The following is a 23924-nucleotide window of genomic DNA, read 5'->3' on the forward strand; positions in this document are numbered from 1 at the left end:
ACCATGACTACGGATATCCAAGAACAAGCCGCCGCACCCGATGAAAACAAGATCATCGCCGAGCGCCGCGTCAAGCTGGCAGCACTGCGCGAACAAGGCGTCGCCTTCCCGAACGATTTCCGCCCCGAGCACAAGGCGGCCGACCTGCACGCGCAATACGGCGGCAAGACGCGCGAAGAGCTGGAAGCCGAACCTGTCACCGTGGTGCTGGCCGGCCGCATGATGCTCAAGCGCGAAGCAGGCAAGAAAGCCGCTTTCGCCACCCTGCAAGACGCTTCCGGCCCGAAAGCCGACGGCCGCATCCAGATCTACGCCACCCTCGACCTCACCGGCGAAGCGGCCATGGCCGCCCTGCACCACTATGACCTGGGCGATATCCTGGGCGTGCAAGGCACCTTGTTCAAGACGAAGACGGACGAACTGACCATCAAGGTCACGGAACTGCGCTTGATCACCAAGTCGCTGCGCCCGCTGCCGGACAAATTCCACGGCCTGGCCGACCAGGAAACGAAGTACCGCCAGCGCTACGTCGACCTGATCATGAACGAAGAGACGCGCCGCACCTTCAAGGCGCGCACCGCCGCCATCTCGTCGATCCGCCGCTTCATGGAAAAGAACGAGTTCATGGAAGTGGAAACGCCGATGCTGCACACGATCCCTGGCGGCGCGGCAGCAAAACCGTTCATCACGCACCACAATGCGCTCGACATGCAGATGTTCCTGCGCATCGCGCCCGAGCTGTACCTGAAGCGCCTGGTCGTGGGCGGCTTCGACCGCGTGTTCGAGATCAACCGCAACTTCCGCAACGAAGGCGTGTCGATCCGTCACAATCCGGAATTCACGATGATGGAATTCTACGCGGCCTACACCGACTACAAATGGCTGATGGACTTCACGGAAGCCGTCATCCGCCAGGCCGCCATCGACGCGCACGGCACCGCCACCCTGACCTACGGCGGCCGCGAGCTGGACCTGGCAAAACCGTTCCACCGCTTGACCATCGTCGAAGCGATCAACAAGTACGCGCCTGGCTATACGCCGGAGCAGTTGAACGATGCGGACTTCATCAAGGAAGAACTGAAGAAATTCGGCGTCAAGCCGTTCGCCACGGCCGGCCTGGGCGCGCTGCAACTGGCGCTGTTCGAAGAGACGGCTGAAGCGCAGCTGTGGGAACCGACCTACATCATCGACTACCCGGTCGAAGTGTCGCCACTGGCGCGCGCTTCCGACACGGTGGCCGGCATCACCGAACGTTTTGAATTGTTCATGGTGGGCCGCGAAATCGCCAACGGCTTCTCCGAGTTGAACGACGCGGAAGACCAGTCGGCCCGCTTCCTGGCGCAAGTGGCCGCCAAGGATGCAGGCGATGAAGAGGCGATGTTCTACGACGCCGACTACATCCGCGCGCTGGAATACGGCATGCCGCCAGCCGGCGGCTGCGGCATCGGCATCGACCGCCTGATGATGATCATCACGGATTCGCCGAACATCCGCGACGTCCTGCTGTTCCCGCATTTACGCCGCGAAGAATAATCACGGACGCAAGCCGATAAAAAGCCGCCTGATTTTGCGATCAGGCGGCTTTTTTATTGTGCCGACGGCCGTCAGCCTGCCAGGGTCACGCGCTGGTGGCTGCGGCTGGCCTGTTGTGCCGCCAAGGCCGTGGCCAGCGCGCGCATGCCGTCGTCGCCCGTGGCGGCCGGCTGCCCTTCGCCGCGCATGGCGCGCTGGAAGGCGCGCACCGAGCGCACGTACAGGTTTTCATGCTCGACGGGGATGTCAACTTTGCCGCCGTCTTGGGTCAGGCTGATGGTGCCGACGGGGCGCTGCGTCATCACGCCGGTGGCGAAGATGGTGCCCTTCGTGCCGATGATTTCCACACCGGACAGCGAATACGGCGCGTTGAACGCGTCGTGCACCTGCACCAGGGCGCCGTTGTCGAACTCGATGACGGCCATCAGGCCCTCTTCCAGTCCGGCCACCGTCATGCCGCCGCTGGTGGCGCAGGCCGTGACGTGGCGCGGCTCGGAGTCAAGCAGGAAGCGCAGGGTATCGACATCGTGCACGAACATGTCGAGCGTGACGCCGCCCGACTCCGGCGCGTCCAGGCGCCAGCCGCGCAGGTGCTGCGGCAGGTTGTTCGCGTGCAGCACGCGGCCATACAGGGGTTGGCCGATCTCGCCGGCGCGTATCAGCTCGCGCACCTTGCCATGGCTGGCCGCGTTGCGCAGGTGGTGGTTAATCCCCAGCACCACGCCCGCCTCGGCGCAGCCGTCGACCATGCTGCGCGCGTCTTCCAGGTTCAGCGCCAGCGGCTTTTCGCACAGCACGTGCTTGCCGGCGCACGCCGCCTGCAAGGTCTGCGCCATGTGCAACTCGTTGGTGGTGCTGATGTACACGGCGTCCGTTCCCGGATGCGCCAGCGCCGCATCGAGGTCCGTGTAACTGGCGGCGATGCCGAACTGCTCGGCAAAGGCGGCGCCGCGCGCGGCATCGCGGCTGACCACGGCCAGCACTTCGGCATCGCCCTGCTGGCGGATCGCGTCGACCATCCATTCGCGCGCCACGGTGCTGGCGCCGACCAAAATCCATCCGGTTTTCTTCATTCGATTCTCCCGTTAAAAAGTGTGGCGCAGGCCCAGGTTCCAGGCCTGGTTGCCGGTGCCGTTGTCGGTGGCGTTGCCCACCACATAGGCGGCGCCGTTGCGGTTATCGATATGCGCGTAGGCCGCATACAAGGTACTGCGCTTCGACAGCGCGTAGGTGTAGCCGATGCCGATCTGGGAAGCGTCACCGTTGGCGGCGCGCCGGTCGTCGCGCCGCACGTACGAGAACAGGATGCGGTGCGGGCCGACAGGTACGGTGGCGCCCAGCATCAGGTCCGCGCTGTCAACCGTGGCGGCGGCGCCCGCCGTGCTCTTGCTGACTGCGACGGCGCCATGCGCCTTGACCACGCCGAAGTCCCAGGTGGCGCCCAGTACCGTGTTCCTCGCCCTGCCCGCCACCAGCGCGGTCGACAGCGTATTGGCGTCCTGGTGCGCCATGCGCACGTACAGCGGCCCGCTGGCATAGGTGGCCGCCGCGCCCGCGTAGCGTTTGGCCGACGCGTCGCCTGGCACTTCGCCGAAGCCGTACGCCAGTTCGCCGGAAAGGCCGCCGCGCACGGGCGAGCTGTAGGTGATGCTGTTATCGACCCGGCTGATGTAGCCGGCCGTGAAGACGTTGCTTATCCTGCCCGCAAAACCCAGGTAAAACGGGTCCAGCGCCCCCAGGCTGCTGTCGATGAAGGTGTACTGGCGGCCCAGTCGCAGCGTGCCCGCCGCGCCGGCCAGCCCGACGAAGGCCTGGCGCCCGAACAGCAGGCCGCCCTGGGCCGAAGCGCCCGTGTCGGCCAGGATGCCCGCATCGAAGGTAAATATCGCCGTCGTGCCGCCGCCCAGGTCTTCACTGCCCTTGAAACCGAGCCGCGAACCGTTGGCGATGCCGCTGGTCACTTTGAGTACCCTGCCGCCGGGGCCACCGTTCTCGGACACCACGCCCAGGTCCGCGATGCCATACATGGTCACGTTCGACTGCGCGCTACACAGGCCGCCGCAAGCGCCTGCGCCGATGATCATTGCCCTTGCTACCTTGTTCTTCATTTCTTTCCCTGTCTATTTTTTATTGATACTGCTCTTAGCCGACCAGGTAGCGCGGACGCTCGCCGCGCAGACCGGCCAGCAGGTTGTCCACGGCTTGCTGCGCCATGGCGTAACGCGTTTCGTGCGTGGCCGAGCCGATATGCGGCAGCGCCACCACGTTGGCCATGCCCGGCAGCGGATTGTCCGGCGCCAGCGGTTCGCGCTCGAACACGTCCAGGCCGGCGCCGTGGATGGTGCCCTGCTGCAGCGCCTCGATCAGCGCCGCCTCGTCGACGATGCGCCCGCGCGAGCCGTTGATGAAGATGGCGCCGGGGCGCATCAGCGCGAACTCGCGCCGGCCCATCATGCGTTCCGTCTGCGCCGTCAGCGGCAGCACCACGCAGACGAAGTCGGAACTGGCCAGCAAGTCGTCAAGCGCCACCTGGCGCGCGCCCAGCGCCGCCTCCACCTCGGGCACCGCTTCGCCATTCACGTACAGCACTTGCATGCCGAAACCCAGCGCGGCCCGGCGGGCGACGGCGCGGCCGATGCGGCCCATGCCCAGCATGCCGATGGTCTTGCCGTGCACGTTGACGCCGTACTGGCTCTCGCCCACGCTGCGCGTCCAGCGTCCGGCCTTGACGAATTCGGCCAGTTCGACGACGCGCCGCGCGCTGGCAAGGATCAGCGCAAAGATCGTGTCGGCCGTCGTTTCCGTCAGCACGTCCGGCGTATTGGCCAGCAAGATGCCCCGTTCGCGCAGGTAATCGACGTCGAACTGGTCGACGCCCACGGAAATGGTGGAAATGATGCGCAGGTCCAAGGCCGGGTCCAGCAGTTCGCGGTCCAGGCGCACGCTGGCGCCCAGCAAACCGTGCGCGCCGCGGATGGCGGCAGCAAATGCGGCGCGGTTGCCCGCGTCGATCGCTTCGAAGTACGTCACCTCGCATTCGGCGCGCAGGCGCGCCAGCAGCGGCTCGGCCAGCTTTTTATAGACAACCACATGTTTTTTCACGAGTGTTTCCCCTGTACGGTTCAAGATGGGACCAGCGCGTCGAGCTGGGCGCGGGTCGGCAAGCCTTCCATGTCGCCGGCCACCTGGATGGCGAAGGCGCCGACCCGGTTGCCGCGCCCTACCGCCTGCGCCAGCGGCAAGCCTTCCAGCAAGGCGCTGACCAGGCCGGCCGCGAAACCGTCGCCGGCGCCCACCGTGTCGACCACGTTGGCCACGCGCTCGCCCGCCACCATGCCGCTGTCGCCATCGGCCGTGCGGTAATAGGCGCCCTCGGCGCCCAGCTTGATGACCACCAGGCGCGCGCCCTGCTGCAGATAAAAGCCGGCGACGTCGTGCGGCAGGTCGTGGCCGGTGAGGATTTTTCCTTCCCCCAGGCCGGGCAGCACCCAGTCCGCCTTGGCGGCGAGGCGGTTGATCTGTTCGACCATGACGGCTTTGGACGGCCACAGCGACGGCCGCAGGTTCGGATCGAACGATACGCTGCGGCCATTCGCGCGCATGAAATCGAGCGCCTGGCCGGCGAACGCCAGGCTGGTCTCGGACAGCGCCGCGGCCACGCCCGTGGCGTGCAAATGGCGCGCGGACAGGAAATAGGCGGGGTCGAAATGCTCGGGCGCCAGCCGGCTGGCGGCGGAACCCTTGCGGAAGTACTCGACCAGCGGGTCGGCGCCGTTCTCGGCCTTCTCCTTGAGCAGGAAGCCGCTGGACTGGCCGGCGACGGCGACGACCCGGCTGCAATCGACACCCTCTGCCTGCACGCTGGCGCGGATGAAACGGCCGAACGAGTCGTCGCCCACGCGGCTCAGCCAGCCGACTTTCAAGCCCAGGCGCGCCAGGCCGATGGCGACATTCGTCTCGGCGCCGGCCAGGCGGCGCGTAAAGTGCGCCACGGCCGCCAGGTCGCCCGTTTGCTCGGCAACGAACATCGCCATCGCCTCGCCATAGGTGACGACGTCGAGCGCATGCGCTCCTTGCGCCATTTCGTGTTTGATCATGCGGCCTCCAGTATCTGAATGTAGCGGCCCGTTTCGGCCACCAGGTCGGCGCCCTCGAGCGGGAATTCGATGGCCCGCTGCACGCCCGGCGCAAAGTGCGCGAAGACGGCGCGCCAGGATGGATCGGCTGCGGAAACGGCGCAGGCGGACAAGCGGCCACCGTCGTCAAGAACCGCCTTGCAATGCACATAGCGCACGTACGGCGCCAGCAGGCGCGCCGCCTGCTGCGCGTCCTCGCCCACCCAGCGCCAGTTGCCGATGTCGAAGGTCAGTCCCACGGGCAGCCCGATGTCGCGCGCCGCCTCCAGGAAGCGCGCCATCGTCGCCAGTTTTCCGCCGTGGGCCGTCTGGTCGTTTTCCACCAGCAGCGCCACGGGTGCGGCCTCCAGCTGCGCCTTCAAGGCCGGCAAGTCCGGCGCGGCCGGGTAATGGCCCAGCGACACCTTCAGGTAGCGCGCGCCCAGACGCGCAGCCTCGTCCAGCATTTGCCGCAGCAGTTCTTGCTGCAGCTGCCCGTCGGCGTCCCACAATTCGATGGGCGTGGAATACACGCAGTACAGGCCGCGCGCGGCCACGGCCGCGCCCATGCGCGCCAGGTCCGGCACGTCGGAAGTAAACAGTTCGCGGCGGATCTCGATGCCGGCGCCGCCCGCATCGGCCACCACGTCGATGAAATGGCTTTGCCCCAGCTGCCTTACCCTGCTTGCGCCATAGGCCGACGCCGCCACCAGGACGGGGCTCACTTGATCGCTCCCGCGCCGACGAACTGGCGCGCTTCGGGCGTTTGCGGGTTGCTGAAGAAGGCTTCCGACGGCCCGCTCTCCCACACCAATCCCTGGTGCATGAAGACGGTGACGTCGGCCATGCGCCGCGCGAACTCCATCTCGTGCGTCACCAAGAGCATGGTCATGCCCGCCTGCGCCAGTTCTTCCATCACCTTCAGCACTTCCTGCGTCAGTTCCGGGTCAAGCGCAGACGTCACTTCGTCGAACAGCATCACTTGCGGCTCCATCGCCAGCGAACGGGCGATCGCCACGCGCTGCTGCTGGCCGCCCGACAGCTGCTCGGGATAGGCTTCGCGCTTGTGGTCCAGACCCACCTGCTTGAGCACGCGCAGCGCCGTGGCGCGGCCCTGCGCATCGGGTACTTTCTTGACGATGCGCGGCGCCAGCATGACGTTTTCTTCCACGGTCAGGTGGGGGAACAGGTTGTAGCTCTGGAAGACCATGCCGACGTCCTTGCGCAAGTCGAGCAGGTGTTCCTGGCGCGCCGTCAGCGTGTGGCCGGCCACGACGATGCTGCCGCTGTCGATGGTTTCCAGGCCGTTGATACAGCGCAGCATGGTGCTCTTGCCGGAGCCGCTGCGGCCGATCACGGCGATCACCTGCCCCCGCTCGACGGCGAACGACACGCCCTTGAGCACGTGGTTGGCGCCGAAGCTCTTGCTGATATTGTCGATTTCAACGATGGGCATGGAATTTCCTTTCCAGTGAATGGCTGTAGCGCGACAGCGGATAGCACATCGCGAAGTAGATCAGGGCGACGATGGGGAAGACGATGAACGGCAGGAAGGTCGCATTGCTGACCAGTTGCCCTGCCCGCGTCAGTTCCACCACGCCGATGATCGAGGTGATCGAAGTGTTCTTGATGATCTGCACCATGAAACCCACCGTCGGCGGCAGCGAATGGCGCAGCGCCTGCGGCAGGATGACGTAGCGCAGCTGCTGGTAGCGGTTCAGCGCCAGCGCGGCCGATGCTTCCCACTGCTGCCGCTGCACGCCTTCGATGCAGCCGCGCCAGATCTCGCCCAGGTAGGCGCTGGCAAAGATCGTCATCGCCGCGCCGGCCGCGATGACCGGCGACAGCTTGTAGCCGAACAGCGCCAGGCCGTAATAGGTGAGGAACAGCACGATCAGCACGGGCGTGCCCTGGACCAGCTGGATGTACAGGGCGCTGATGAAACGCAGGAAGGGGCTGCGTGCCGTGCGCAGCAGCGCCACGGCGAAGCCGGCGATGCCGCCCGTGACGAAGACGATCAGCGACAGGCCGATGGTCCAGCGCGTGGCCTCGAGCAGGAACTGCAGGTTATCCCAGGAAAAGTCACTGATCATGTCATGCTCCCATGCGCGCCGCGCCCAGACGGCGGCGGCGTTTGAAGACGATCTGGCCCAGCACCCAGAAACTGAAGCGGAACAGCAGGGCCAGCAGGATGTACAGCACCATCACGACGATGTAGATCTCGAAGCTGCGGAAGGTTTCCGAGTCGAGCAGGTGCGCGGCGGCAGTCAGCTCTTCTGCGGAAATGGCCGACACGACGCTCGAGGCGAGCATCATCAAGGTGAACTGGCTGGCCAGCGCCGGATAGACTTTTTCCAGCGCCGGCAGCAGCACCACGTGGCGCATCACCTGCCAGCGCGTCATGCCCAGCGCCTGCGCCGCTTCCAGTTGCGACGGATGCACGGCGCCGATGCCGGCGCGCACGATCTCGGCAGCATAAGCGCCGAGGTTGACCGTCATGGCGACGAGCGCGGCGCCGTTCGCGTCGAGCTGCAGGCCCAGCGACGGCAAGCCGAAGTAGATGATGAACAGCTGCACCAGGAACGGCGTGCTGCGGATGATCTCGACATAGGCGCGCACCATGGCGCGGGCATAGGCGGGACCGTTCTTCAGGATGACGGCGGCGCACACGCCCACCGCCAGCCCCAGCACCATCGACAAGGCGCTCAGGCGTATCGTCAGCGCCGCGCCCCACAACAGGCGGTCCAGCGACTGCATGACGAGTTCGAAATGAAATTCATACGGCATACTCAACTCCTTTCTACGTGCGCATCCCCGGCCGCGCCACCATGGCGGCGCGCCGTGCGGACGAGCACTATCGCTGTGCAGGTTGCGGTATCAGAAGGTCGGCAGCGCCGGCAGCGGCGCGCCGCTCCACTTGCGCGCGATGGCGTCAAGTTCGCCGTTCAGCTTGACGTAGTAGATGAAGTTGTTGAGCCACTGGTGCAGCTCGAAGTCGCCGCGGCGCACGGCCATCGAGTTCGGTTGCAGCGAGTAGGAGAAGCGCACCTCGATCTTGCCGGCGCCGCGCGTCTTGATGATGTCGAGCGCCATCGTGCTGGGAATCGAGACGGCGTCGACCTGCTTGCTGAGCAAGGCCTGGGTGACGGTGGCGTCATCCTCGAAACGCACGATGCTGGTGCCGGCCGGCGCCATGCGGCTCAGCGCCGTGTCATTCGTGGTGCCGCGCGTCACGCCCACTTTCTTGCCCTTCAAGTCGGCCAGGGCCTTGAATTTGCCGCCGACCGGCGCGACGATGGCCAGCTCGAACGCGCTGTAGGGCATGGTGAACATCAGGGTCTTGGCCCGTTCCGGCGTGGGCGCCAGGGTGGCCACGAGGAAGTCGACCTTGCCCGATTCCAGCGACGGCACGCGCGACGGCGCCGTCAGCGGCACGATTTCCACGGGCAGGTTCAGGTATTTGCCGATCAGGTTGGCGACGTCGACGTCATAGCCGACAGGCACGCCCTTGGCGTCGATGCTGCCAAACGGCGGCGTGCCGCTGACCACGCCAATGGTCAGCTTGCCTTTCTTGATCAAGTCGCCAAGCGTCTGGGCGCCGGCATCGGCCGCCGCACCGAAGGCGCATGTTGCTGCGAGCGCGCAAGCCACGATTTTCGCGTAAAACAGTGTAGTCATCTTCATGCTCAGTCTCCTGTGATCCCGGTACCGGCCTCGTCGAGGCGCTTCCGGGAATATTGTCAAATGGACGATTCGGATCGTCTCTTGCCATGTCATTTCAACTTATGTTCAAGCTCCTGCCAACCATTGCCCTGCCTGCCTATCCACGCCCCTTTCCTAGCTGAATACAATCCATGAAACCGGTTCCATAACCTTCCCAAAAAAAAGGGCAAGGCCCTCTTCCCTGTCAGTCTCCGCCCTGGCGTGCTTCCTTACCCCGGGTGGAATGGCGCACAATCAGCTTGCCCGGCAACAGCACCTCGCGCGGCGGGCACTGGTCGCCCTGCAGGCGCGACAGCATGCACGTCATTGCGGAAAAGCCGATCTCATAGGTCTGCTGCTCGATCGTGCTCAGGCCCGCCAGCGGCGACCACGGCAATTCGTCAAAACCCAGCAAGCCCACGTCCTGCGGCATGCGCAATGCGAGGCGCTGCAGCATCAGCGCCAGTTCCAGCGCCACCATGCCGTTCGAGGCCAGCAGCGCCACGCGGCGGCCGCGCCACTGCGCCAGGCATTGCCGCACCTGCGCGTCGATGGCGGGCCGGTCGTCCAGGTCCACCGCCAGCACTTCGCCCACGCAGCCCGGATGCTCGGCCATCACGGCCTGGAAACCGTCGGCGCGCATCAGGCGCGAACTGACGCCCGTCAAGGGCGGCGCGACAAAGGCGATGGCGTCGAAACCCTGCTCGATCAGGTGCGCCGTGGCCAGCCGGCCCGCCTGCACATTGTCCAGCCCCACCAGGTCGAAATCGGCGCCCTCGATGCGGCGGTCGACCAGCACGATGGGCATGTCCGCCTGCTGCAAGTCGGACGACTGGATATTGCGTCCCTGCGTGTTGACGATCAGCCCTTCCACGCTGTACGAGCGCAGCGCGGCAAGCGACTGGCGTTCGCGCTGTTCGTCATTGCCGGTATTACACAAAATCAGGGTATAGCCATGCTGCTGGCAAGCCGCTTCCACGCCTTGCAGCACGGCCACCGTGTAGGGATTGAGCATGTCCGCCACAACCATGCCGATCAGGCGCGTGCGTCCCCGCTTGAGGCCGCGCGCCATCTGGTTCGGCTGGTAGCCGAGGCGCGCGATGGTGCTGGTGATCTGCTGGCGGATGTTCTCGGACAGGGCGTCGAGCTCGCCGCCGAGAAAGCGCGACACGCTCGTCTTCGACACGCCAGCCTCGCGCGCCACCTGGGCGATGGTCACGGGCCGCGCCGGCTCGCCGGAAACTGTTTTTTTACTGCCGCGTACTGAATCCAAGCTTGTTCTCCACTACCTGTTGACCTGCATATTTTTATTTTGGAACCGGTTCCAAAGATAGCACCCACGAATCGATGACGCAAGCGATTTGATTGCCTGTGGCGGCGAAGGAACAAGATGGGGGCATCAATGGAAAGGCGCCGCCCGCCCCCGGCAAACGCAGGAAACGGGCGGCGCGGTGGTTTCAAGACTGTTTACTGGACCACTGTGTAGCACGGCACGTATGCCGTGCCCGCCAGTTTCATGCGGTGCTGCGCCACGAAGGAAGCGAGCAGCGCATCCATGGGGCCGGCGATGGATTTGTCGCCATGGATCTCGAAGTTGCCGTACTTTTCAATCGAACGGATGCCGTCATCCTTGACGTTGCCCGCCACCACGCCCGAGAACGCGCGGCGCAGCTGGGCCGCCAGCAAGTGCGTGGGCTGGTTCTTGTGCAGGCTCAAGTTGCGCATGTTTTCATGCGTGGGCTGGAACGGCTTCTGGAACTCGTGGTCGATCTTCAACAACCAATTGAAGTAATACGCGTCGCTGTGCGCCTTGCGGAATTCGCGCACCTGGCGTATGCCTTCAAGCATTTCGCGCGCCACCAGTTCCGGGTCGTCGATGATGATCTTGTAGCGCTGCTGCGCTTCCGGGCCCAGCGTGTCGTGGATGAACTGGTTGATCTGCACGAAGTACTCGCGCGACGTTTCCGGACCCGTGAAGATCAGCGGGAAAGGAATCTCGGCGTTGTCCGGGTGCAGCAGGATGCCGAGGATGTACAGAATCTCTTCGGCCGTGCCAGCGCCGCCGGGGAACACCACGATGCCGTGGCCGGCGCGCACGAACGCTTCCAGGCGCTTTTCGATGTCCGGCATGATGACGAGGTCATTGACGATGGGGTTCGGCGACTCGGCAGCGATGATGCCCGGCTCCGTGATGCCCAGGTAGCGGCCGTTGTGCAGGCGCTGCTTGGCGTGGCCGATGGTGGCGCCCTTCATGGGGCCCTTCATGGCGCCCGGGCCGCAGCCGGTACAGATGTCGAGGCCGCGCAAGCCCAGCTGGTAGCCCACTTCCTTCGAATAATTGTATTCGGCGCGGTTGATCGAGTGGCCGCCCCAGCAGACGACCAGGTTCGGGTTGAGCTGGGTTTGCAGCACATTGGCGTTGCGCAGGATGTGGAAGACGGCGTCCGTCACGCCTTCCGTGCTCTGCAAGTCGAATTTCGGGTTGCCCGTGACTTCATCGCTGACGAAGATAATGTCGCGCAGCACGGCAAACAGGTGCTCGTGGATGCCCTTGATCATCTTGCCGTCGACAAAGGCGATGGCCGGCGCGCCCTTGATGTCGAGTTTGATGCCGCGCTCGCGCTGGATGATGGAGATTTCAAACGATTGGTAGCGCTCCAGCAGGGCGCGGCCATCGTCGATGGTGCTGCCGCAATTCAAGACCGCCAGCGCGCAGCGGCGGAAGGTGTTGTACAGGCCGCCCTGGCTGGTGTCGAGCAGTTTGTTGACTTCAGTCTTGGAGAGCACGTCCAGGCGGCCTTCCGGTGAAACCAGAGTATCGATAACGTCGTGTTCCATAATGCGAAAAATCCCTTTAAAAATCGATGCTCGAAGGTCTTGCAGCCTTAATATACGACAAGTCAGGCAAGTTGTGCTGTGCCGCCGCAAAATCGCCGGGGCCATCCTTGCATGCAAACCGGTTTGACCAATATGAAACAGTCATTCTTGCTAATGCGAATCGAAATCTTCGCTCAGCGCAATTTGTAGATTAGAATGCCAGCCTATTGGAATTCCCGTGCGTGAGGTTCTTCATGAGAGTCCCCGCCGCCCGCAGGCTTCCATAAGTTTGTTTTATCGATTGACTATAATAATTTTTCAGGAGGAACCGCATGAGCGGTGCGACTACGCCCAACAAGGAAGCCGTTATTCCCGAGTTCAAGCAGATTATGGGCCATCCAAGCCCATTGTGGATGTTGTTCATGACTGAATTCTGGGAACGCTTCGCGTTCTACGGAGTTCGCTGGGCGCTGGTACTGTACATCGTTGCCCAGTTCCACGCTGGTGACGCTTCGGGACAGGCAGCGGCCAACCTGACCTACGGTTCCTTCCTCGCGCTGGTGTACGCCGGCGCCCTGTTCGGCGGCTACATCGCCGACCGCGTCATCGGTTACCAGCGCTCCATCCTGCTGGGCGCCGTCTTCATGGCCGCCGGCCTGTTCTGCATCTCGGTACCGAACCAGGACATTTTCAACCTGGGCCTGGCCACCATGATCGTCGGTAACGGCATGTTCAAGCCGAACATCTCGACCATGGTCGGCAAGCTGTACACGACCGCCGATCCGCGCCGCGACAGTGGCTTCACGATCTTCTACATGGGCATCAACATGGGCGCCATGGTCGCGCCCGTCTTCACCCAGTGGCTGGCCGAGTCGATCTTCGGCACCAGCGCCATGCCTTCGTACAAGATGGTCTTCATGGCCTCCGGTTTCGGCATGCTGATCAGCCTGGTATGGTTCTTCATCGGCCGCCGCGCCCTGAAGGGCATCGGCGCGCCGGAAGCCGGTTCCGGCAACCCGATGCGCGTCGTCTGGGTGGCCGTCGGCTCGCTGTGCGTGATTCCGCTGATGTACTTCCTGCTGACCGTCGGCGCTGAAAAGCTGCAAATCGTCCTGACCGTGCTGTTCGTCGGCTTGGCCGTGATGCTGATGTTCGAAGGCATCCGCAACGGCAAAGTGGCACGCGACCGCGTCATCGCCATGCTGCTGATCTTCGTCTTCAACATCCTGTTCTGGATGTTCTTCGAACAGGCAGGCAGCTCGTTCACCTTCCTGGCCGACAAGATCGTCAACCGCGACCTGGGCTTCTGGATCTTCCCGACCGCCTACTTCCAGACCGTCAATTCGGTCGCCATCATCGTCTTCGCGCCGATCATCGCCGCCGTCTGGGTCTTCCTGGCGCGCCACAACGTCAATCCATCGATCCCGCGCAAATTCGGCCTGGGCTTGCTGGGCAATGCGCTGGCCTTCGGTTTGCTGATCTTCGCTCTGTCGAGCCTGGTTGGCGCCGATAACAAGATCCCGTTCTGGACCCTGACCACCGTCTACGTGCTGCAATCGATCGGCGAGCTGTGCCTGTCGCCTATCGGCCTGTCGATGGTCACCAAGCTGGCCCCGGTACGCCTGGTCGGCATGGGCATGGGCGGCTGGTTCCTGTCGACCGGTATCGGCAACAACCTGTCGGGTATCTTCGCCAGCTACGTCAGCGGCGAAAGCGGCATGTCGGTGCAATCGGCCCTGTCCGGCTACACCTTCGGCTTCTGGTCCCTGCTGGGCGCCGGCGTGATCCTGTTCCTGATCGCACCGCTGATCAACAAACTGATGCACGGCGTGAAGTAAGCTTCTGCCTTAGCTCTGACAACGGCGGCCTGCGGGCCGCCGTTTTTCATTGCGGCGCCGGTTTTCTCCTTGCCGGGCGGTACAATACGGCCAGGGCCACCGGCCACTCCACCCACATCACCAAAGAATATTATGTCCAGCATCTCCACCACCACGCCCCTCTCCGACGACGAATACGCCGAACTCGACACCCTGCTGGCCGCGCCTGCGCTGGAAAGCCGCGCCATGGACGTGTCGATGCTGGAAGGTTTTCTCACGGCCGTCGCCCTGAGCCCGAAGCAGATTGCTACCGAGCAATGGCTGCCATGGATGTGGGACAAGGCGGCCGGCAGCGCCTTGCCGGCACAGGACGAGGCCAGCGAACGGGCGGCCAGCCTGGCGCAGCGCCACCATGCCTACATGGTCGAATGGCTGGCGAAAGACCCGGACAGCTTCGAGCCCATCTACGTATGCGGCCCGGAATGGAGCGTGTCCGCCTGGTGCGCAGGTTTGGTGCTGGGTACGAGCCTGGACAAACCCCAATGGGCGGCCCTGGCCGTCAGCCACCCGCAGTACCTGGCGCCGTTCCAGCACCTGGCCACGGCCAGCGAACTCGATGACGATGCGGCTGAAACAGCCATGGATGGCGTGATTCCCGCCGTCATCGCCATCAACGCGGCCTGGGCGCGCCAGCGCCACCTGAAACAAAGCCAGCCCGGCGCCACCGTCCTGCGCGAACTGCCAAAGACGGGCCGCAACGACCCGTGCCACTGCGGCAGCGGCAAGAAGTATAAAAAATGCTGCGCCGACGCCGATAGCGCGGCCGCCTAAGACGGTAGCTCCTTGCGCCAACTGCTGACGGCCATCCTGCGCTTCCTGCTGCGCCACGCGCTGCAGTTCGCCCTGTTCATCGTCATCCTGCTGGCCGGACGCTTGCTGCTGGCCGAATGGCGCGCCTACAGCGCCGGCAGCGAAGCCGTCGCCGTGCTGAGGCTGGCCGCCGATGGCGCCGACAGCCATGGCGCTGGCCTGGCAGGTGCCGCCACGGCGCGGGCCAACGCCCTGCGGCACTCCTCGCACACGGCCATCGCCACGAGGCTGGAGCAAATCCAGATGCAATTGACCGCCTTGCGCGCGCGGCAGCAACCATCGCTGTTTACCCTTCCCTTGCCCGACACGACCACCCTGACCCTGCATGCGCAGGAGGAAGCGGCGCGGCGCGTGGAAATCGAAGTGCTGGCGCAGGAAGCCCGCTATCTGACGGCCCTGCAAGCGGCGATCAGTGACGAAGATGCGCGCCAGACCCTGGCGCGCCTGCACGCGGAACATGTGCGCGCGTATGCGGCGTTGCAGCACAACCTGCGCCAGCGCCGGGAACTGGAAGCGCAGCACCCGCTGGCGGCTCGCCTGCCCGGCAGCGACGCCTACGCGCAGCTGTCGCAGCTTGAAGCGCAAGGCCAGCGCCTGCGCGACTTCAACCTGCAAGCCTACCAGGCGTGGGCGGCGCAGCGCGCGCGCAGCAGCGCCACTCAATCTGCCCGTCCTGCCCCATTTTCCATCGACGAGCAAGCCTTGGCCGGCGCGCTGGCGCCCATACAAAAGGCCATCGCGGCCGGCGAAAACCAGCTGGCGCGCAACTGGATCGCCCGCTGGCGCGCACCCGTGCTCGACGTGGCGCCCACGGCCGCCCTGCTGGTGCTGTCGGCCATTTTTCTGCCCGCCGCCATCAAGGCCTTCTTTTACTTCGTGCTGGCGCCCGTCGCTGCCCGATTGCCGCCGCTGTCGATCGCACGCGAGCTGCAGTTGCCGGGCAGCTCCCTGCCCCTGCCGCCACAGGGAGAATCACGCATTTCCGCCGTCTCGCAGGCGCTTCAATTACAGCCTGGCCAGCGGATGCTGATCCACCCCGAATACCTGCAAGCGTCGCCCGTCAGCAGCACCAAGCGCACGCAGTGGCTGCTGGACTGGCGTTTCCCGTTCACCAGCCTGGCCGCCGGCATGGTGGCGCTGACCCGGCTGGAAAGCGGCGAACCGGCATCCGTGACGCTTTCCGCCAGCGACGATCCGCTGCAGGAAGTGGCCATCGTCCACCTGCCCGCCGGCAGCGCCCTCGTGTTCCAGCCGCGGGGTCTCGTCGGATTGATCTGCGACGCAGGCCAGCCGCTGGCGCTATCGAGCCACTGGCGCCTGGGCAGCCTGCACGCCTGGCTTACCTTGCAGCTGCGCTTCATCGTCTTTCGCGGCCCCGTCACCCTGATCGTGCGCGGCTGCCGCGGCGTGCGCCTGGAGCGGGCCGGCCAGGGACGCTCGATCAGCCAGTCCGCCACCCTGGGTTTCAGCACCGACGTGCTGTACTCGACCCTGCGCAGCGAAACCTTCATCCCCTACCTGCGCGGCCAGCAGGCGCTGCTCAACGACCGCTTCGATGGCGGCAACGGCGTCTACCTGTACGAGGAAACCCCGCGCCACGGCAAGCAGCCGGGCAAGGTGGGCAGCTGGTTCGAGGGTTTCACGGACGCGATCTTGAAAGTGTTCGGCATCTAGCCGGAAAGGAAACCATGAACGACATCCTGTTTGCCGATTTTCTCGAGCACCATGCCGTGTATGCACAGGTGCAGGCCTACTGGCAGGCACGCCTGGCCTTCCTCGAAGGCCAATGCACGCCGTATCTGCGCACCGCATTCGCCAACGGCCAGCCTTTTTACGACGGCAACCCCATCGTCAACCTGGCGGACCGGAACGCGGGCAAGGCGGCCCGCATCGTGCAGCAATGCCCACGCGAATTCGGCCACGGCTACACGAGTTTCGAGCAAGCCATCGAACTGGCCATCGACGATGGCCACCGCCCGGCGCGGGAAAAGATCATCGTGCTGACCTTGACGCAGGCAACGGCGCAGCGGGCCGAGGATGAATTGCGGGCCTGGTTTGTGCCAGCCTAGGGCTGCCCGCTACGCCGCGATCGAATGCGACACCGTCAGCCACTCGCCCGGCTGTAGATTTTCCGCCGCCTCGCGGGTGGCCAGCACGCTGTCGGGATCCAGGTCGGAGCGTTTCAGCTTGTAGGAATAGGCGAAATCATCGGCATCGAATGCCTGCCCCGCCTTGACGTAATACTTGAAGCCGACAAAGGAGTCGGGATTGGTGACGACCGAGTACTCAAGCGTGACATTGTTCATGGTGGGCCTCGTCAACGGTGGTGAGGCATCCATTATGCGTCAATTCCCGCAGCGGCGATGCGGCGGCTGATCCTTGCGGCAAGTCAATAGCCGTGCCGGCTGCCGGCGCTACAGTAGCCTGAGCCCACCACCAGCCATTACTGCCATGCGCACCTTGCTTGCAAAAATCCGCAATACACTGACGCCGCAGGCGGGCCTGCCGGCGGCCGCGCGCATGGAGCGGCAGTCGGACCGGCGCGGCCTGCCCGCCCTTGACCCCGGGCCGCAAGCCGTCGTCAAGGCCTGCACGGCCTGGCTGTGCGCGGCACAGGACCATTCCAGCTCAAACGACGGCGGCGTCGCACGCGACTACAGCCTGCTGACAGGCTGGTCGAGTTCCTACCCGGAGACCACCGGCTACATCATCCCCACAATCATCACCCTGGCGCAGCGCACGGGCGATGACGGCCTGCACGGGCGCGCGCGGCGCATGCTCGATTGGTGCGCGGCCATCCAGTTCGCGGAAGGCGGTTTCCAGGGCGGGAAAATCGATTCCACGCCGCGCGTGCCCGTCACCTTCAATACGGGGCAAATCCTGCTTGGCCTGGCCGCCGGCGTGGCGGCGTACGGCGAGGCCTGGCAGGATGCCATGCACCGCGCGGCGAGCTGGCTGCGCGACAGCCAGGATGGCGACGGCTGCTGGCGCCGCCATCCGACGCCGTTCGCCAGCGCCGGCGACAAAGCCTATGAAACGCACGTGGCGTGGGGACTGTTCGAAGCGGACCGCGTCGCGCCGGGCCACGGCTATGGCGCGGCCGGCCTGCGCCAGGTTGACTGGGCGCTGACCAAGCAGCGTCCCAACGGCTGGTTCGCCTCGAACTGCCTGGATAACCCGCTGCTGCCCCTGACCCATACCATCGGCTACGCCTTGCGCGGCCTGCTCGAAGCGCACCGCTTTTCGGCGCGGGCCGACCTGCTGGACGCCGCCGCGCGCACCGGCACGAGCGTCGTCAGGGCCGTGGCGGCCGATGGCTACCTGCCGGGCCGCCTCGGTCCGGACTTCCAGCCGGGCGCCAGCTACGCCTGCCTCACGGGTTCCGCGCAAAACGCGCATTGTTTGTTCCTGCTGTACCAGCTCACGGGCGAGCGGCGCTACCTCGACGCGGGGCGCCGGCTGAACCGTTACGTGCGGCGCGCCATCAGCATCGACGGTCCCGCGCATGCGCGCGGCGGCGTCAAGGGCTCGTTTCCCGTCGATGGCGACTACGGGACATGGGCTTACCTGAACTGGGCTGCCAAGTTCTGCATCGATGCCAACCTGCAGGAACTGGAAATTGGCGATGATTGAAAAGGCAAAAAGTGCCATCCACGTCGCGCTGGAAGCATGGCGCCGCACCGTCAGCGCCCGACAGATGCGCCAGAACGCGCCCCATGTGACGCGCGCCGGCTTGGCCGCCGATCTGGCGCGGCTGGGCATCGCGCCAGGCGATACGCTGTTCGTGCATTCTTCGCTGAAAAGCCTCGGCTACGTGGAAGGCGGCGCGCCGGCCGTCATACATGCCTTGCAAGACGCCGTCGGACCGCAAGGCACCCTGCTGCTGCCCACCTACTATCTGCCCGGCGGCACGGTGCGCGCCACCTGCGCCATGCCGGACTATGTGTTCGACCCGCGCCACCATGGCACGCACATGGGCCGCCTGCCCGAAGTGTTCCTTGCCAGCGCAGGTGTCCGGCGCAGCATCCACCCCACCCACTCCGTGTCAGCGTGGGGCCGCCATGCCGTTCACCTTATCGAAGCGCACCACCACGCGCCCTCGATCTTCGGCATGGACTCGCCGTGGCAGCGCTTCATCGGCAGCGGCCATGCGAAGGTGCTGGGCCTCGGCATTTCCATGGGGCCCGTGACGTTCTATCACGCGCTGGAAGACGCCATGGGCGACGCCTTTCCCGTGCCCGTATGGGATGACGATACAAAGCTGCTGCCATGCCTGGACCACGACGGCCGGCGCTGGAACGTGCCCGTGCGCCCTTTCGATCCGGCGGTCGCCCAGCGCCGCATCGACCATCCCGGCCGCGACGACCTGCGCGACTACTTTCACCGGGAATTCGACGCCGCCGGCTTGCGCGTCAACGGGCAAGTGGGCGATGCGGCGTCGTGGTGCATTCCGGCGCAGGCGTTTTATGACCACCTGCGCCAGCTGGCGTCCGACAATGTGACGATCTACGCCACAGCGGCGCAGCTGGCGGCGCGGCCGGTGAGGCTGTGACCTGCAGCGACTACTTGCGCTGCAGGTCATACACACCGCCCCCATTGGCGACAAAATACAGGGTGCCGCCGCCGTCACTCACTTCATCTTCGATGGGGCCATCCGTGCCGCGCTTGATCACCGTCCAGCTTCCCGCCTGCAAATCCGTCACCAGCACCTGCATGGACGCGCTTTGCGCCGGCAACTCGACGGTGACGGTCCCGCCCAGCGGCAAGCCGCTTTTGGAAAACAGCACCACGCGGTCCTGGATTTTCACGCCGGCCAGCAGGGCCGAATCGATGGCCGTCGTCGGCAACGCAGACAGCGTGCTGCTGGCATCCATCACCTGCATCACGTTCAGGAACAAATCCGTTTCGTTCCCGCTCGGCGGCGACACTTCCAGCCGCCACGCGCCCGCTTCCTCGGTCGAATAATCGGCTTCAGGCTGAATCGGATAGTTCGTGCCGCCGACGCTGAATTCATTGCCGCTGCCGCCGACCTTGGCCAGCAACGCATTCGCCGGCAGCAAGGTGCGGTTGATCAGCTTGCCGTTGTACTGCAAGGTGCTGTTGTAGTCCCAGTCCGTGCGCTGGATAAGCACCGTGTCGCCGCTGATTTCCGGCTCAAACTGGCTGTGCAGCAGCCAGGTCTTCTTGAACCCCGCGTCGCTGGCGCTGACCTTGTCGAACACGATCAGGGCCGCCGGGTGATTCGCATCCTTGAGGTTCAAGAACACGAATGACCTCTGGAACTGGCGCACCTTGCTGCTGTACGCGGCCGTCAGGTCGCCCTTGATGTAGCTGAAGTCGGGCGCCCCTGCCGCGCCGCCGACCTGCTGCTGGCGCAGGACAGTGGCCACCTTGTAGCCATTGGCCAGTTCCGCCAGGGATGACGGCTCGTCGCCCGGGAAGCGCTGCCCGCCATCATTGGCATAGCCGTCGAAATTCTCGTCCGGGTCATGCACCAGCATGGTGTTGTGCGCGATGCTGCGCTTGTGATAATTCATGTCGTGCGCACTGCCGTATTCCAGGGGGATGCTGGGATCGGTCACATCCCTGCCGCTATAAATACCCGAATCGATGGCCAGGCCGCCCTTGTAGTAAATCTGGAAATGCCCGGCGTCATAATGTTCGTGATTGCCGAACCAGTCGCCGCCGAGCTTCATCGTCGCCACGACATTGCCTGACTCCACATGTATGCCGTCGGTCCAGCCCGTGCGGGCGATCATCAGGCCGGCGGGATCCGGAAAATATTTGGTCAAGGGCAACGCCGCTGGGCTGGGCGTGCTGCCCATGGCGGTATTGCCCAGCAGGACAGGCCAGATGCTGTCCTTGGGGTGGATAAAACTGGTCGACGGCTGCAGCGACTGCTTCAAATACTCATGCTTCAAGGTGGAATTGTTGTAGTAGGTCGCGGGCAGCATGAAAGCCAGCGGTTCGCTCCAGTACTCCCTGCTGTTGGTGTAGGAGGAGTGATAGACGTCGCCATCACGCATCCATTGTCCGTCGGGGCGGCGCGTGTACAGCCAGTGATACGGCGTCATCTGCTGCACGGGATCGAACACGGGCGCGGCGCCCATGCGCCGGAATATCCATGCGGCGTACATATCCGCCAGGAAACGCACCGTGCCGTACGACGCGCCCTGGTGATAGGCTTGCGCGGCATAAGCGTAGTTGCGCGGCGCGACATAGTCGGCAAAGAAGCGCCCGGCAACGATGTTGTAGACGAGCGGCGCCTCGTCATAAAAGGCGATGGCGGCCGACAACTGGTCGCGCAGCAGCTGGTTGTCGCTGCCATGGCCGACGACGGGGCCTTGCCGCGATGGCGGAAAGCCGATTTCCATCGTGGCCGCCAGCTGCGTAAAGCGCGTGACGACATAGGCGCGCTGCTGCGCATTCATCAGCTGGAAGCACCAGTCATACACCATGGCGCTGGCCAGGATGATGTCGCCCTTTTCGTTCGGGTGATTGTAGCCGGGCGCAAACTGCACGGCCGCCAGGTAGTCGAGCAGCATTTGCACGGCTTCCCGGCCCCGCTGCGCCTGCGCCGCCGAACCGTCGCGTTCGTACAGCAGGGAGTACAGCGCCTTCGCCTTGATCGTGCTCACGACATCGACCTGGTGATTGCTCCTGGCCGGGCCGCCGGGCACGAACACGGGCAACGCCACCACCGCCGGCGCCGCGACAAACCCGTTCAGGACAGCGCGATGCTGCACCATCTCCTGCGCGCTCGACTCGAAACGGCTGCGTATCGCGGCCAGGTCCCCCACCCTGGCAAACACGCGCGGATGCTCGCCGGCGGGCGGCAGCACGGTGGGCAGCGGATACACGCCATAGCCTTGCGGGACAAAGTCGGCCAGCGCCGTGACCAAGAGACAATCGATGCCCGGGCCGCCCTCGCGGTACTGGAGCTTCAGTTCGCGCTCGCCCGCGGCGAGCCAGCGCGTGACGGGCAACCAGGTCCACTTCGGCGGCTGGCCGGCGGTGAACGGCACGGATGCGCTGGCGTAGGCGCCATTGTCGACCGCCAGGTACAAGGACGCGACGTTCGCCGCCGGCGCCAGCACGCGCAGCCAGATCGTATAGTTGCCGTCGCGGGGCACGGCCACGCTGTACGACAATTGCGCCGCCGCGCCTGGCGGCTCGGCGCGCACCAGGTCGGCCGGCGTACTCAAGTAAGCGCCGCCGGACACCACGTTGCTGCCCTGGCTTTCCAGCACCCACGGTGCGCCCGCCGCCGTACTTTCCGCTTCAAACATGGCCTCGACGGGAAAAGGCGTGGCATGCAGGGCAGGACTGGCTGCCAGCAAGGCAAGAGAGATAAAGCCGCGTTGCAGTGGGGACATAAGGAAAACTCCAGTTTGTTGTATTTTAAACAGCAAGAACAATACACCATCTGGCGATATTTGATTTCATTTTTATAACAAAAATACCCGAACATGCCGGCAACGGGCAAAAAAAAACCGCCCGGATCATCATGACACCGGGCGATTTTCATGGGGCTTTGTAACATCAAGCCTGCGGGCGATCCGCCTTCTTCTCTCTTGCGACGATATACAGCAGCACGATGATGACGGCATACGGCAGCAGGGACAGCGCGTCCGAGTGCAGGCCCGCGTAGAACGGGTTGCCGTGCTCGGCCCAGTCGGCCATCATCTGGTCGAAATGCGTGAGCACGCCGGCCGTGATCGCGATGATGATGCCGGCCAGCGCGCCGCCGGCGATGTAGCCGGAGGCCAGCAGCACGCCCGAGCTGCGGTCGCCCGCCAGCTGGCGCTCTTCCTCGTTCAGCTTTGCGTTGTGTTCCAGCTTGTTGTTGCGGCGGTCCGCCAGCCAGCGCACCAGGCCGCCGACGAAGATCGGCAAGGTCGACGACAGTGGCAGGTACACGCCCACGGAAAACGCCAGCGACGGGATGCCGGCCATTTCCAGCACCACGGCGATCATCACGCCGAACAGCACCAGGGTCCACGGCAGCTGCTGGTCGAGGATGCCCTTGATGATGTAGGACATCAGCACGGCCTTCGGCGCATCGTATTTTTTCACTTCCGAACCGTCCGGACGCTTGCTGTAATGGCCGTTGATGCCCGGATCGACCAGGTAGGCCAGCTGGCCGTCTTCCTTGACGAAATACTTGCCGGCCGGGCCGCCCACGGTATCGGTCTTCTGCCAGACTTTATACGTATTGTGGTCCGTATCGGCTTGCGGGCCATGCAGCTCGCCCGTCACCGTCAGCTTCGACGCGTCGACCGTCAGGCCGGGCGCCACTTGCGCGGCAGGCACGTAGACGGTGCTCGCTTCGTTCAGCTTCAGCAGAATCGGACCGAGGATCAGGGCCGACGACAGCGCGCCCGCCAGGATCGCGTACTGCTGCAGGCGCGGCGTGGCGCCCACCAGGTAGCCGGTTTTCAAGTCCTGCGACGTGGTGCCCGCATTGCTGGCGGCGATGCAGACGATGGCGCCCACCGACAGGGCCGTCACATAGTAACGCCCGCCCGTCCAGCCCATGATCAGGAAGATCAGGCAGGTAAACAGCAAGGTAGCCACGGCCATGCCGGAGATCGGGTTCGACGACGAGCCGATTTCGCCCGTCAGGCGCGACGACACGGTGGCGAACAGGAAGCCGAAGACGAGGATCAGCAGCGCACCGAGGAAATTCATGTGCAGCGGCGTGGCGAAGGTGATCACGGCGATGATGGACAGGCAGCCGATGACGACCCATTTCAGGGGGATATCCTGGTCCGTGCGCAAGGTGGAATTGCTCTTGACGCCCTTGCCGATGCCTTTCAGGCCGGCCGACAGGCTGCGCCAGATCATGGGCATGGCGCGCACGAGGGAAATCAGGCCGCCGGCGGCCACGGCGCCCGCGCCGATGTACAGCACGTAGGCGCTGCGCACGTCGTCCGCGCCCATTTCGCTGATCAACTTGGTACCAGGAGACAGCACGGTGGTCAGGCTGTCGCCGAAGAACTTGATCATCGGGATCAAAAGCAGGTACGACAGCACGCCGCCAGCCGCCATAGTGGCGGCGATGCGCGGG

21 protein-coding genes are annotated in these 23924 nt (G+C 64.7%); 7 read left to right on the plus strand and 14 right to left on the minus strand.

The features are described from left to right. Positions 1 to 3: 3 nt before the first annotated feature. The gene (lysS, locus tag VM94_RS08240) at positions 4 to 1533 is read left to right on the plus strand and encodes a lysine--tRNA ligase (RefSeq protein WP_046682996.1); all 1530 of its coding nucleotides are present in this window, start codon (positions 4 to 6) and stop codon (positions 1531 to 1533) included. A gap of 71 nt (positions 1534 to 1604) precedes the next feature. On the opposite strand, the gene VM94_RS08245 is transcribed toward lysS, so the two are convergent. From VM94_RS08245 to ppnN, 11 genes are all read right to left on the minus strand, one after another. Next, a complete protein-coding gene (locus VM94_RS08245; protein ID WP_046682997.1) occupies positions 1605 to 2606 on the minus strand; it encodes a Gfo/Idh/MocA family protein in 1002 nt (333 codons plus the stop codon). Between the two features lie 12 nt (positions 2607 to 2618). Beyond that, entirely contained in the window at positions 2619 to 3617 is a 999-nt protein-coding gene (locus tag VM94_RS08250) for a porin (RefSeq protein ID WP_052755630.1), read from the minus strand. Positions 3618 to 3675: 58 nt separating this feature from the next. Further along, complete coding sequence (locus VM94_RS08255) at positions 3676 to 4635, minus strand: 2-hydroxyacid dehydrogenase (protein WP_046682999.1); 960 nt, start codon at positions 4633 to 4635, stop codon at positions 3676 to 3678. Positions 4636 to 4655: 20 nt separating this feature from the next. Then, entirely contained in the window at positions 4656 to 5630 is a 975-nt protein-coding gene (locus VM94_RS08260) for a sugar kinase (protein ID WP_235432873.1), read from the minus strand. Then, positions 5627 to 6373, minus strand: a complete 747-nt coding sequence (locus VM94_RS08265; protein ID WP_046683000.1) for a sugar phosphate isomerase/epimerase family protein — start codon at positions 6371 to 6373, stop codon at positions 5627 to 5629. Before VM94_RS08265 ends, VM94_RS08260 begins: the two co-directional genes overlap by 4 nt. Further along, positions 6370 to 7104, minus strand: coding sequence for an amino acid ABC transporter ATP-binding protein (locus VM94_RS08270; protein ID WP_034755389.1), 735 nt, complete (start codon positions 7102 to 7104; stop codon positions 6370 to 6372). The genes VM94_RS08265 and VM94_RS08270 overlap by 4 nt, the downstream gene beginning before the upstream one ends. Next, on the minus strand, positions 7091 to 7741 hold the full coding sequence (locus tag VM94_RS08275; RefSeq protein ID WP_046683001.1) for an amino acid ABC transporter permease: 651 nt from the start codon (positions 7739 to 7741) through the stop codon (positions 7091 to 7093). Before VM94_RS08275 ends, VM94_RS08270 begins: the two co-directional genes overlap by 14 nt. 1 nt (position 7742) lies before the next feature. Then, positions 7743 to 8435: an amino acid ABC transporter permease gene (locus VM94_RS08280; RefSeq protein WP_046683002.1), complete on the minus strand. Its 693-nt coding sequence runs from the start codon at positions 8433 to 8435 to the stop codon at positions 7743 to 7745. 90 nt (positions 8436 to 8525) lie between these two features. Beyond that, positions 8526 to 9332, minus strand: a complete 807-nt coding sequence (locus VM94_RS08285) for a transporter substrate-binding domain-containing protein (RefSeq protein WP_046683003.1) — start codon at positions 9330 to 9332, stop codon at positions 8526 to 8528. A 223-nt stretch (positions 9333 to 9555) separates the two neighbouring features. Continuing rightward, positions 9556 to 10623: a LacI family DNA-binding transcriptional regulator gene (locus VM94_RS08290; protein WP_046683004.1), complete on the minus strand. Its 1068-nt coding sequence runs from the start codon at positions 10621 to 10623 to the stop codon at positions 9556 to 9558. A gap of 194 nt (positions 10624 to 10817) precedes the next feature. Then, positions 10818 to 12188, minus strand: coding sequence for a nucleotide 5'-monophosphate nucleosidase PpnN (gene ppnN / locus VM94_RS08295; protein ID WP_046683005.1), 1371 nt, complete (start codon positions 12186 to 12188; stop codon positions 10818 to 10820). Positions 12189 to 12556: 368 nt separating this feature from the next. Here ppnN and VM94_RS08300 point away from each other — a divergent pair, with 368 nt between their 5' ends. The 4 genes from VM94_RS08300 to VM94_RS08315 all read left to right on the plus strand — a co-directional run bounded on the left by VM94_RS08300 (position 12557) and on the right by VM94_RS08315 (position 16923). Then, complete coding sequence (locus VM94_RS08300) at positions 12557 to 14005, plus strand: peptide MFS transporter (protein WP_442905224.1); 1449 nt, start codon at positions 12557 to 12559, stop codon at positions 14003 to 14005. A 132-nt stretch (positions 14006 to 14137) separates the two neighbouring features. After that, the gene (locus VM94_RS08305) at positions 14138 to 14815 is read left to right on the plus strand and encodes a UPF0149 family protein (protein WP_046683007.1); all 678 of its coding nucleotides are present in this window, start codon (positions 14138 to 14140) and stop codon (positions 14813 to 14815) included. Positions 14816 to 14827: 12 nt separating this feature from the next. Continuing rightward, positions 14828 to 16528 carry a hypothetical protein gene (locus tag VM94_RS08310; RefSeq protein WP_046683008.1) on the plus strand — a complete coding sequence of 567 codons (1701 nt, stop codon included), beginning with the start codon at positions 14828 to 14830 and terminating at the stop codon, positions 16526 to 16528. A gap of 14 nt (positions 16529 to 16542) precedes the next feature. Next, positions 16543 to 16923 (plus strand): hypothetical protein, encoded by a 381-nt coding sequence (locus tag VM94_RS08315; RefSeq protein WP_046683009.1) that lies wholly within the window; start codon positions 16543 to 16545, stop codon positions 16921 to 16923. 9 nt (positions 16924 to 16932) lie between these two features. Here VM94_RS08315 and VM94_RS08320 read toward each other — a convergent pair whose 3' ends face one another. Continuing rightward, positions 16933 to 17160, minus strand: a complete 228-nt coding sequence (locus tag VM94_RS08320) for a hypothetical protein (protein WP_046683010.1) — start codon at positions 17158 to 17160, stop codon at positions 16933 to 16935. A gap of 145 nt (positions 17161 to 17305) precedes the next feature. On the opposite strand from VM94_RS08320, the gene VM94_RS28160 reads away from it, so the two are divergent. Both VM94_RS28160 and VM94_RS27195 read left to right on the plus strand, forming a co-directional pair. After that, positions 17306 to 18487, plus strand: coding sequence for a terpene cyclase/mutase family protein (locus VM94_RS28160; RefSeq protein WP_052755632.1), 1182 nt, complete (start codon positions 17306 to 17308; stop codon positions 18485 to 18487). Next, positions 18480 to 19406 carry an AAC(3) family N-acetyltransferase gene (locus VM94_RS27195; RefSeq protein WP_052755633.1) on the plus strand — a complete coding sequence of 309 codons (927 nt, stop codon included), beginning with the start codon at positions 18480 to 18482 and terminating at the stop codon, positions 19404 to 19406. Before VM94_RS28160 ends, VM94_RS27195 begins: the two co-directional genes overlap by 8 nt. Positions 19407 to 19416: 10 nt before the next feature. Here VM94_RS27195 and hepB read toward each other — a convergent pair whose 3' ends face one another. Next, on the minus strand, positions 19417 to 22230 hold the full coding sequence (gene hepB / locus VM94_RS08335; protein ID WP_052755635.1) for a heparin/heparin-sulfate lyase HepB: 2814 nt from the start codon (positions 22228 to 22230) through the stop codon (positions 19417 to 19419). Between the two features lie 166 nt (positions 22231 to 22396). Next, positions 22397 to 23924 (minus strand): OPT/YSL family transporter (locus tag VM94_RS27200; protein WP_235432874.1); only part of this gene is annotated, 1528 nt, incomplete at its 5' end.

This window comes from Janthinobacterium sp. KBS0711 (assembly GCF_000988085.1).
Taxonomy (GTDB): Bacteria; Pseudomonadota; Gammaproteobacteria; order Burkholderiales; family Burkholderiaceae_D; genus Janthinobacterium; species Janthinobacterium lividum_E.

Excerpts from the sequence above, each read along its gene's own strand:
- lysS (WP_046682996.1), top strand. The coding sequence starts at position 4 with ATGACTACGGATATCCAAGAACAAGCCGCCGCACCCGATGAAAACAAG.
- VM94_RS08245 (WP_046682997.1), bottom strand. The coding sequence starts at position 2,606 with ATGAAGAAAACCGGATGGATTTTGGTCGGCGCCAGCACCGTGGCGCGC.
- VM94_RS08250 (WP_052755630.1), bottom strand. The coding sequence starts at position 3,617 with ATGATCATCGGCGCAGGCGCTTGCGGCGGCCTGTGTAGCGCGCAGTCG.
- VM94_RS08260 (WP_235432873.1), bottom strand. The coding sequence starts at position 5,630 with ATGATCAAACACGAAATGGCGCAAGGAGCGCATGCGCTCGACGTCGTC.
- VM94_RS08270 (WP_034755389.1), bottom strand. The coding sequence starts at position 7,104 with ATGCCCATCGTTGAAATCGACAATATCAGCAAGAGCTTCGGCGCCAAC.
- VM94_RS08275 (WP_046683001.1), bottom strand. The coding sequence starts at position 7,741 with ATGATCAGTGACTTTTCCTGGGATAACCTGCAGTTCCTGCTCGAGGCC.
- VM94_RS08280 (WP_046683002.1), bottom strand. The coding sequence starts at position 8,435 with ATGCCGTATGAATTTCATTTCGAACTCGTCATGCAGTCGCTGGACCGC.
- VM94_RS08285 (WP_046683003.1), bottom strand. The coding sequence starts at position 9,332 with ATGAAGATGACTACACTGTTTTACGCGAAAATCGTGGCTTGCGCGCTC.
- ppnN (WP_046683005.1), bottom strand. The coding sequence starts at position 12,188 with ATGGAACACGACGTTATCGATACTCTGGTTTCACCGGAAGGCCGCCTG.
- VM94_RS08300 (WP_442905224.1), top strand. The coding sequence starts at position 12,557 with ATGGGCCATCCAAGCCCATTGTGGATGTTGTTCATGACTGAATTCTGG.
- VM94_RS08305 (WP_046683007.1), top strand. The coding sequence starts at position 14,138 with ATGTCCAGCATCTCCACCACCACGCCCCTCTCCGACGACGAATACGCC.
- VM94_RS08315 (WP_046683009.1), top strand. The coding sequence starts at position 16,543 with ATGAACGACATCCTGTTTGCCGATTTTCTCGAGCACCATGCCGTGTAT.
- VM94_RS08320 (WP_046683010.1), bottom strand. The coding sequence starts at position 17,160 with ATGAACAATGTCACGCTTGAGTACTCGGTCGTCACCAATCCCGACTCC.
- VM94_RS28160 (WP_052755632.1), top strand. The coding sequence starts at position 17,306 with ATGCGCACCTTGCTTGCAAAAATCCGCAATACACTGACGCCGCAGGCG.
- VM94_RS27195 (WP_052755633.1), top strand. The coding sequence starts at position 18,480 with ATGATTGAAAAGGCAAAAAGTGCCATCCACGTCGCGCTGGAAGCATGG.
- hepB (WP_052755635.1), bottom strand. The coding sequence starts at position 22,230 with ATGTCCCCACTGCAACGCGGCTTTATCTCTCTTGCCTTGCTGGCAGCC.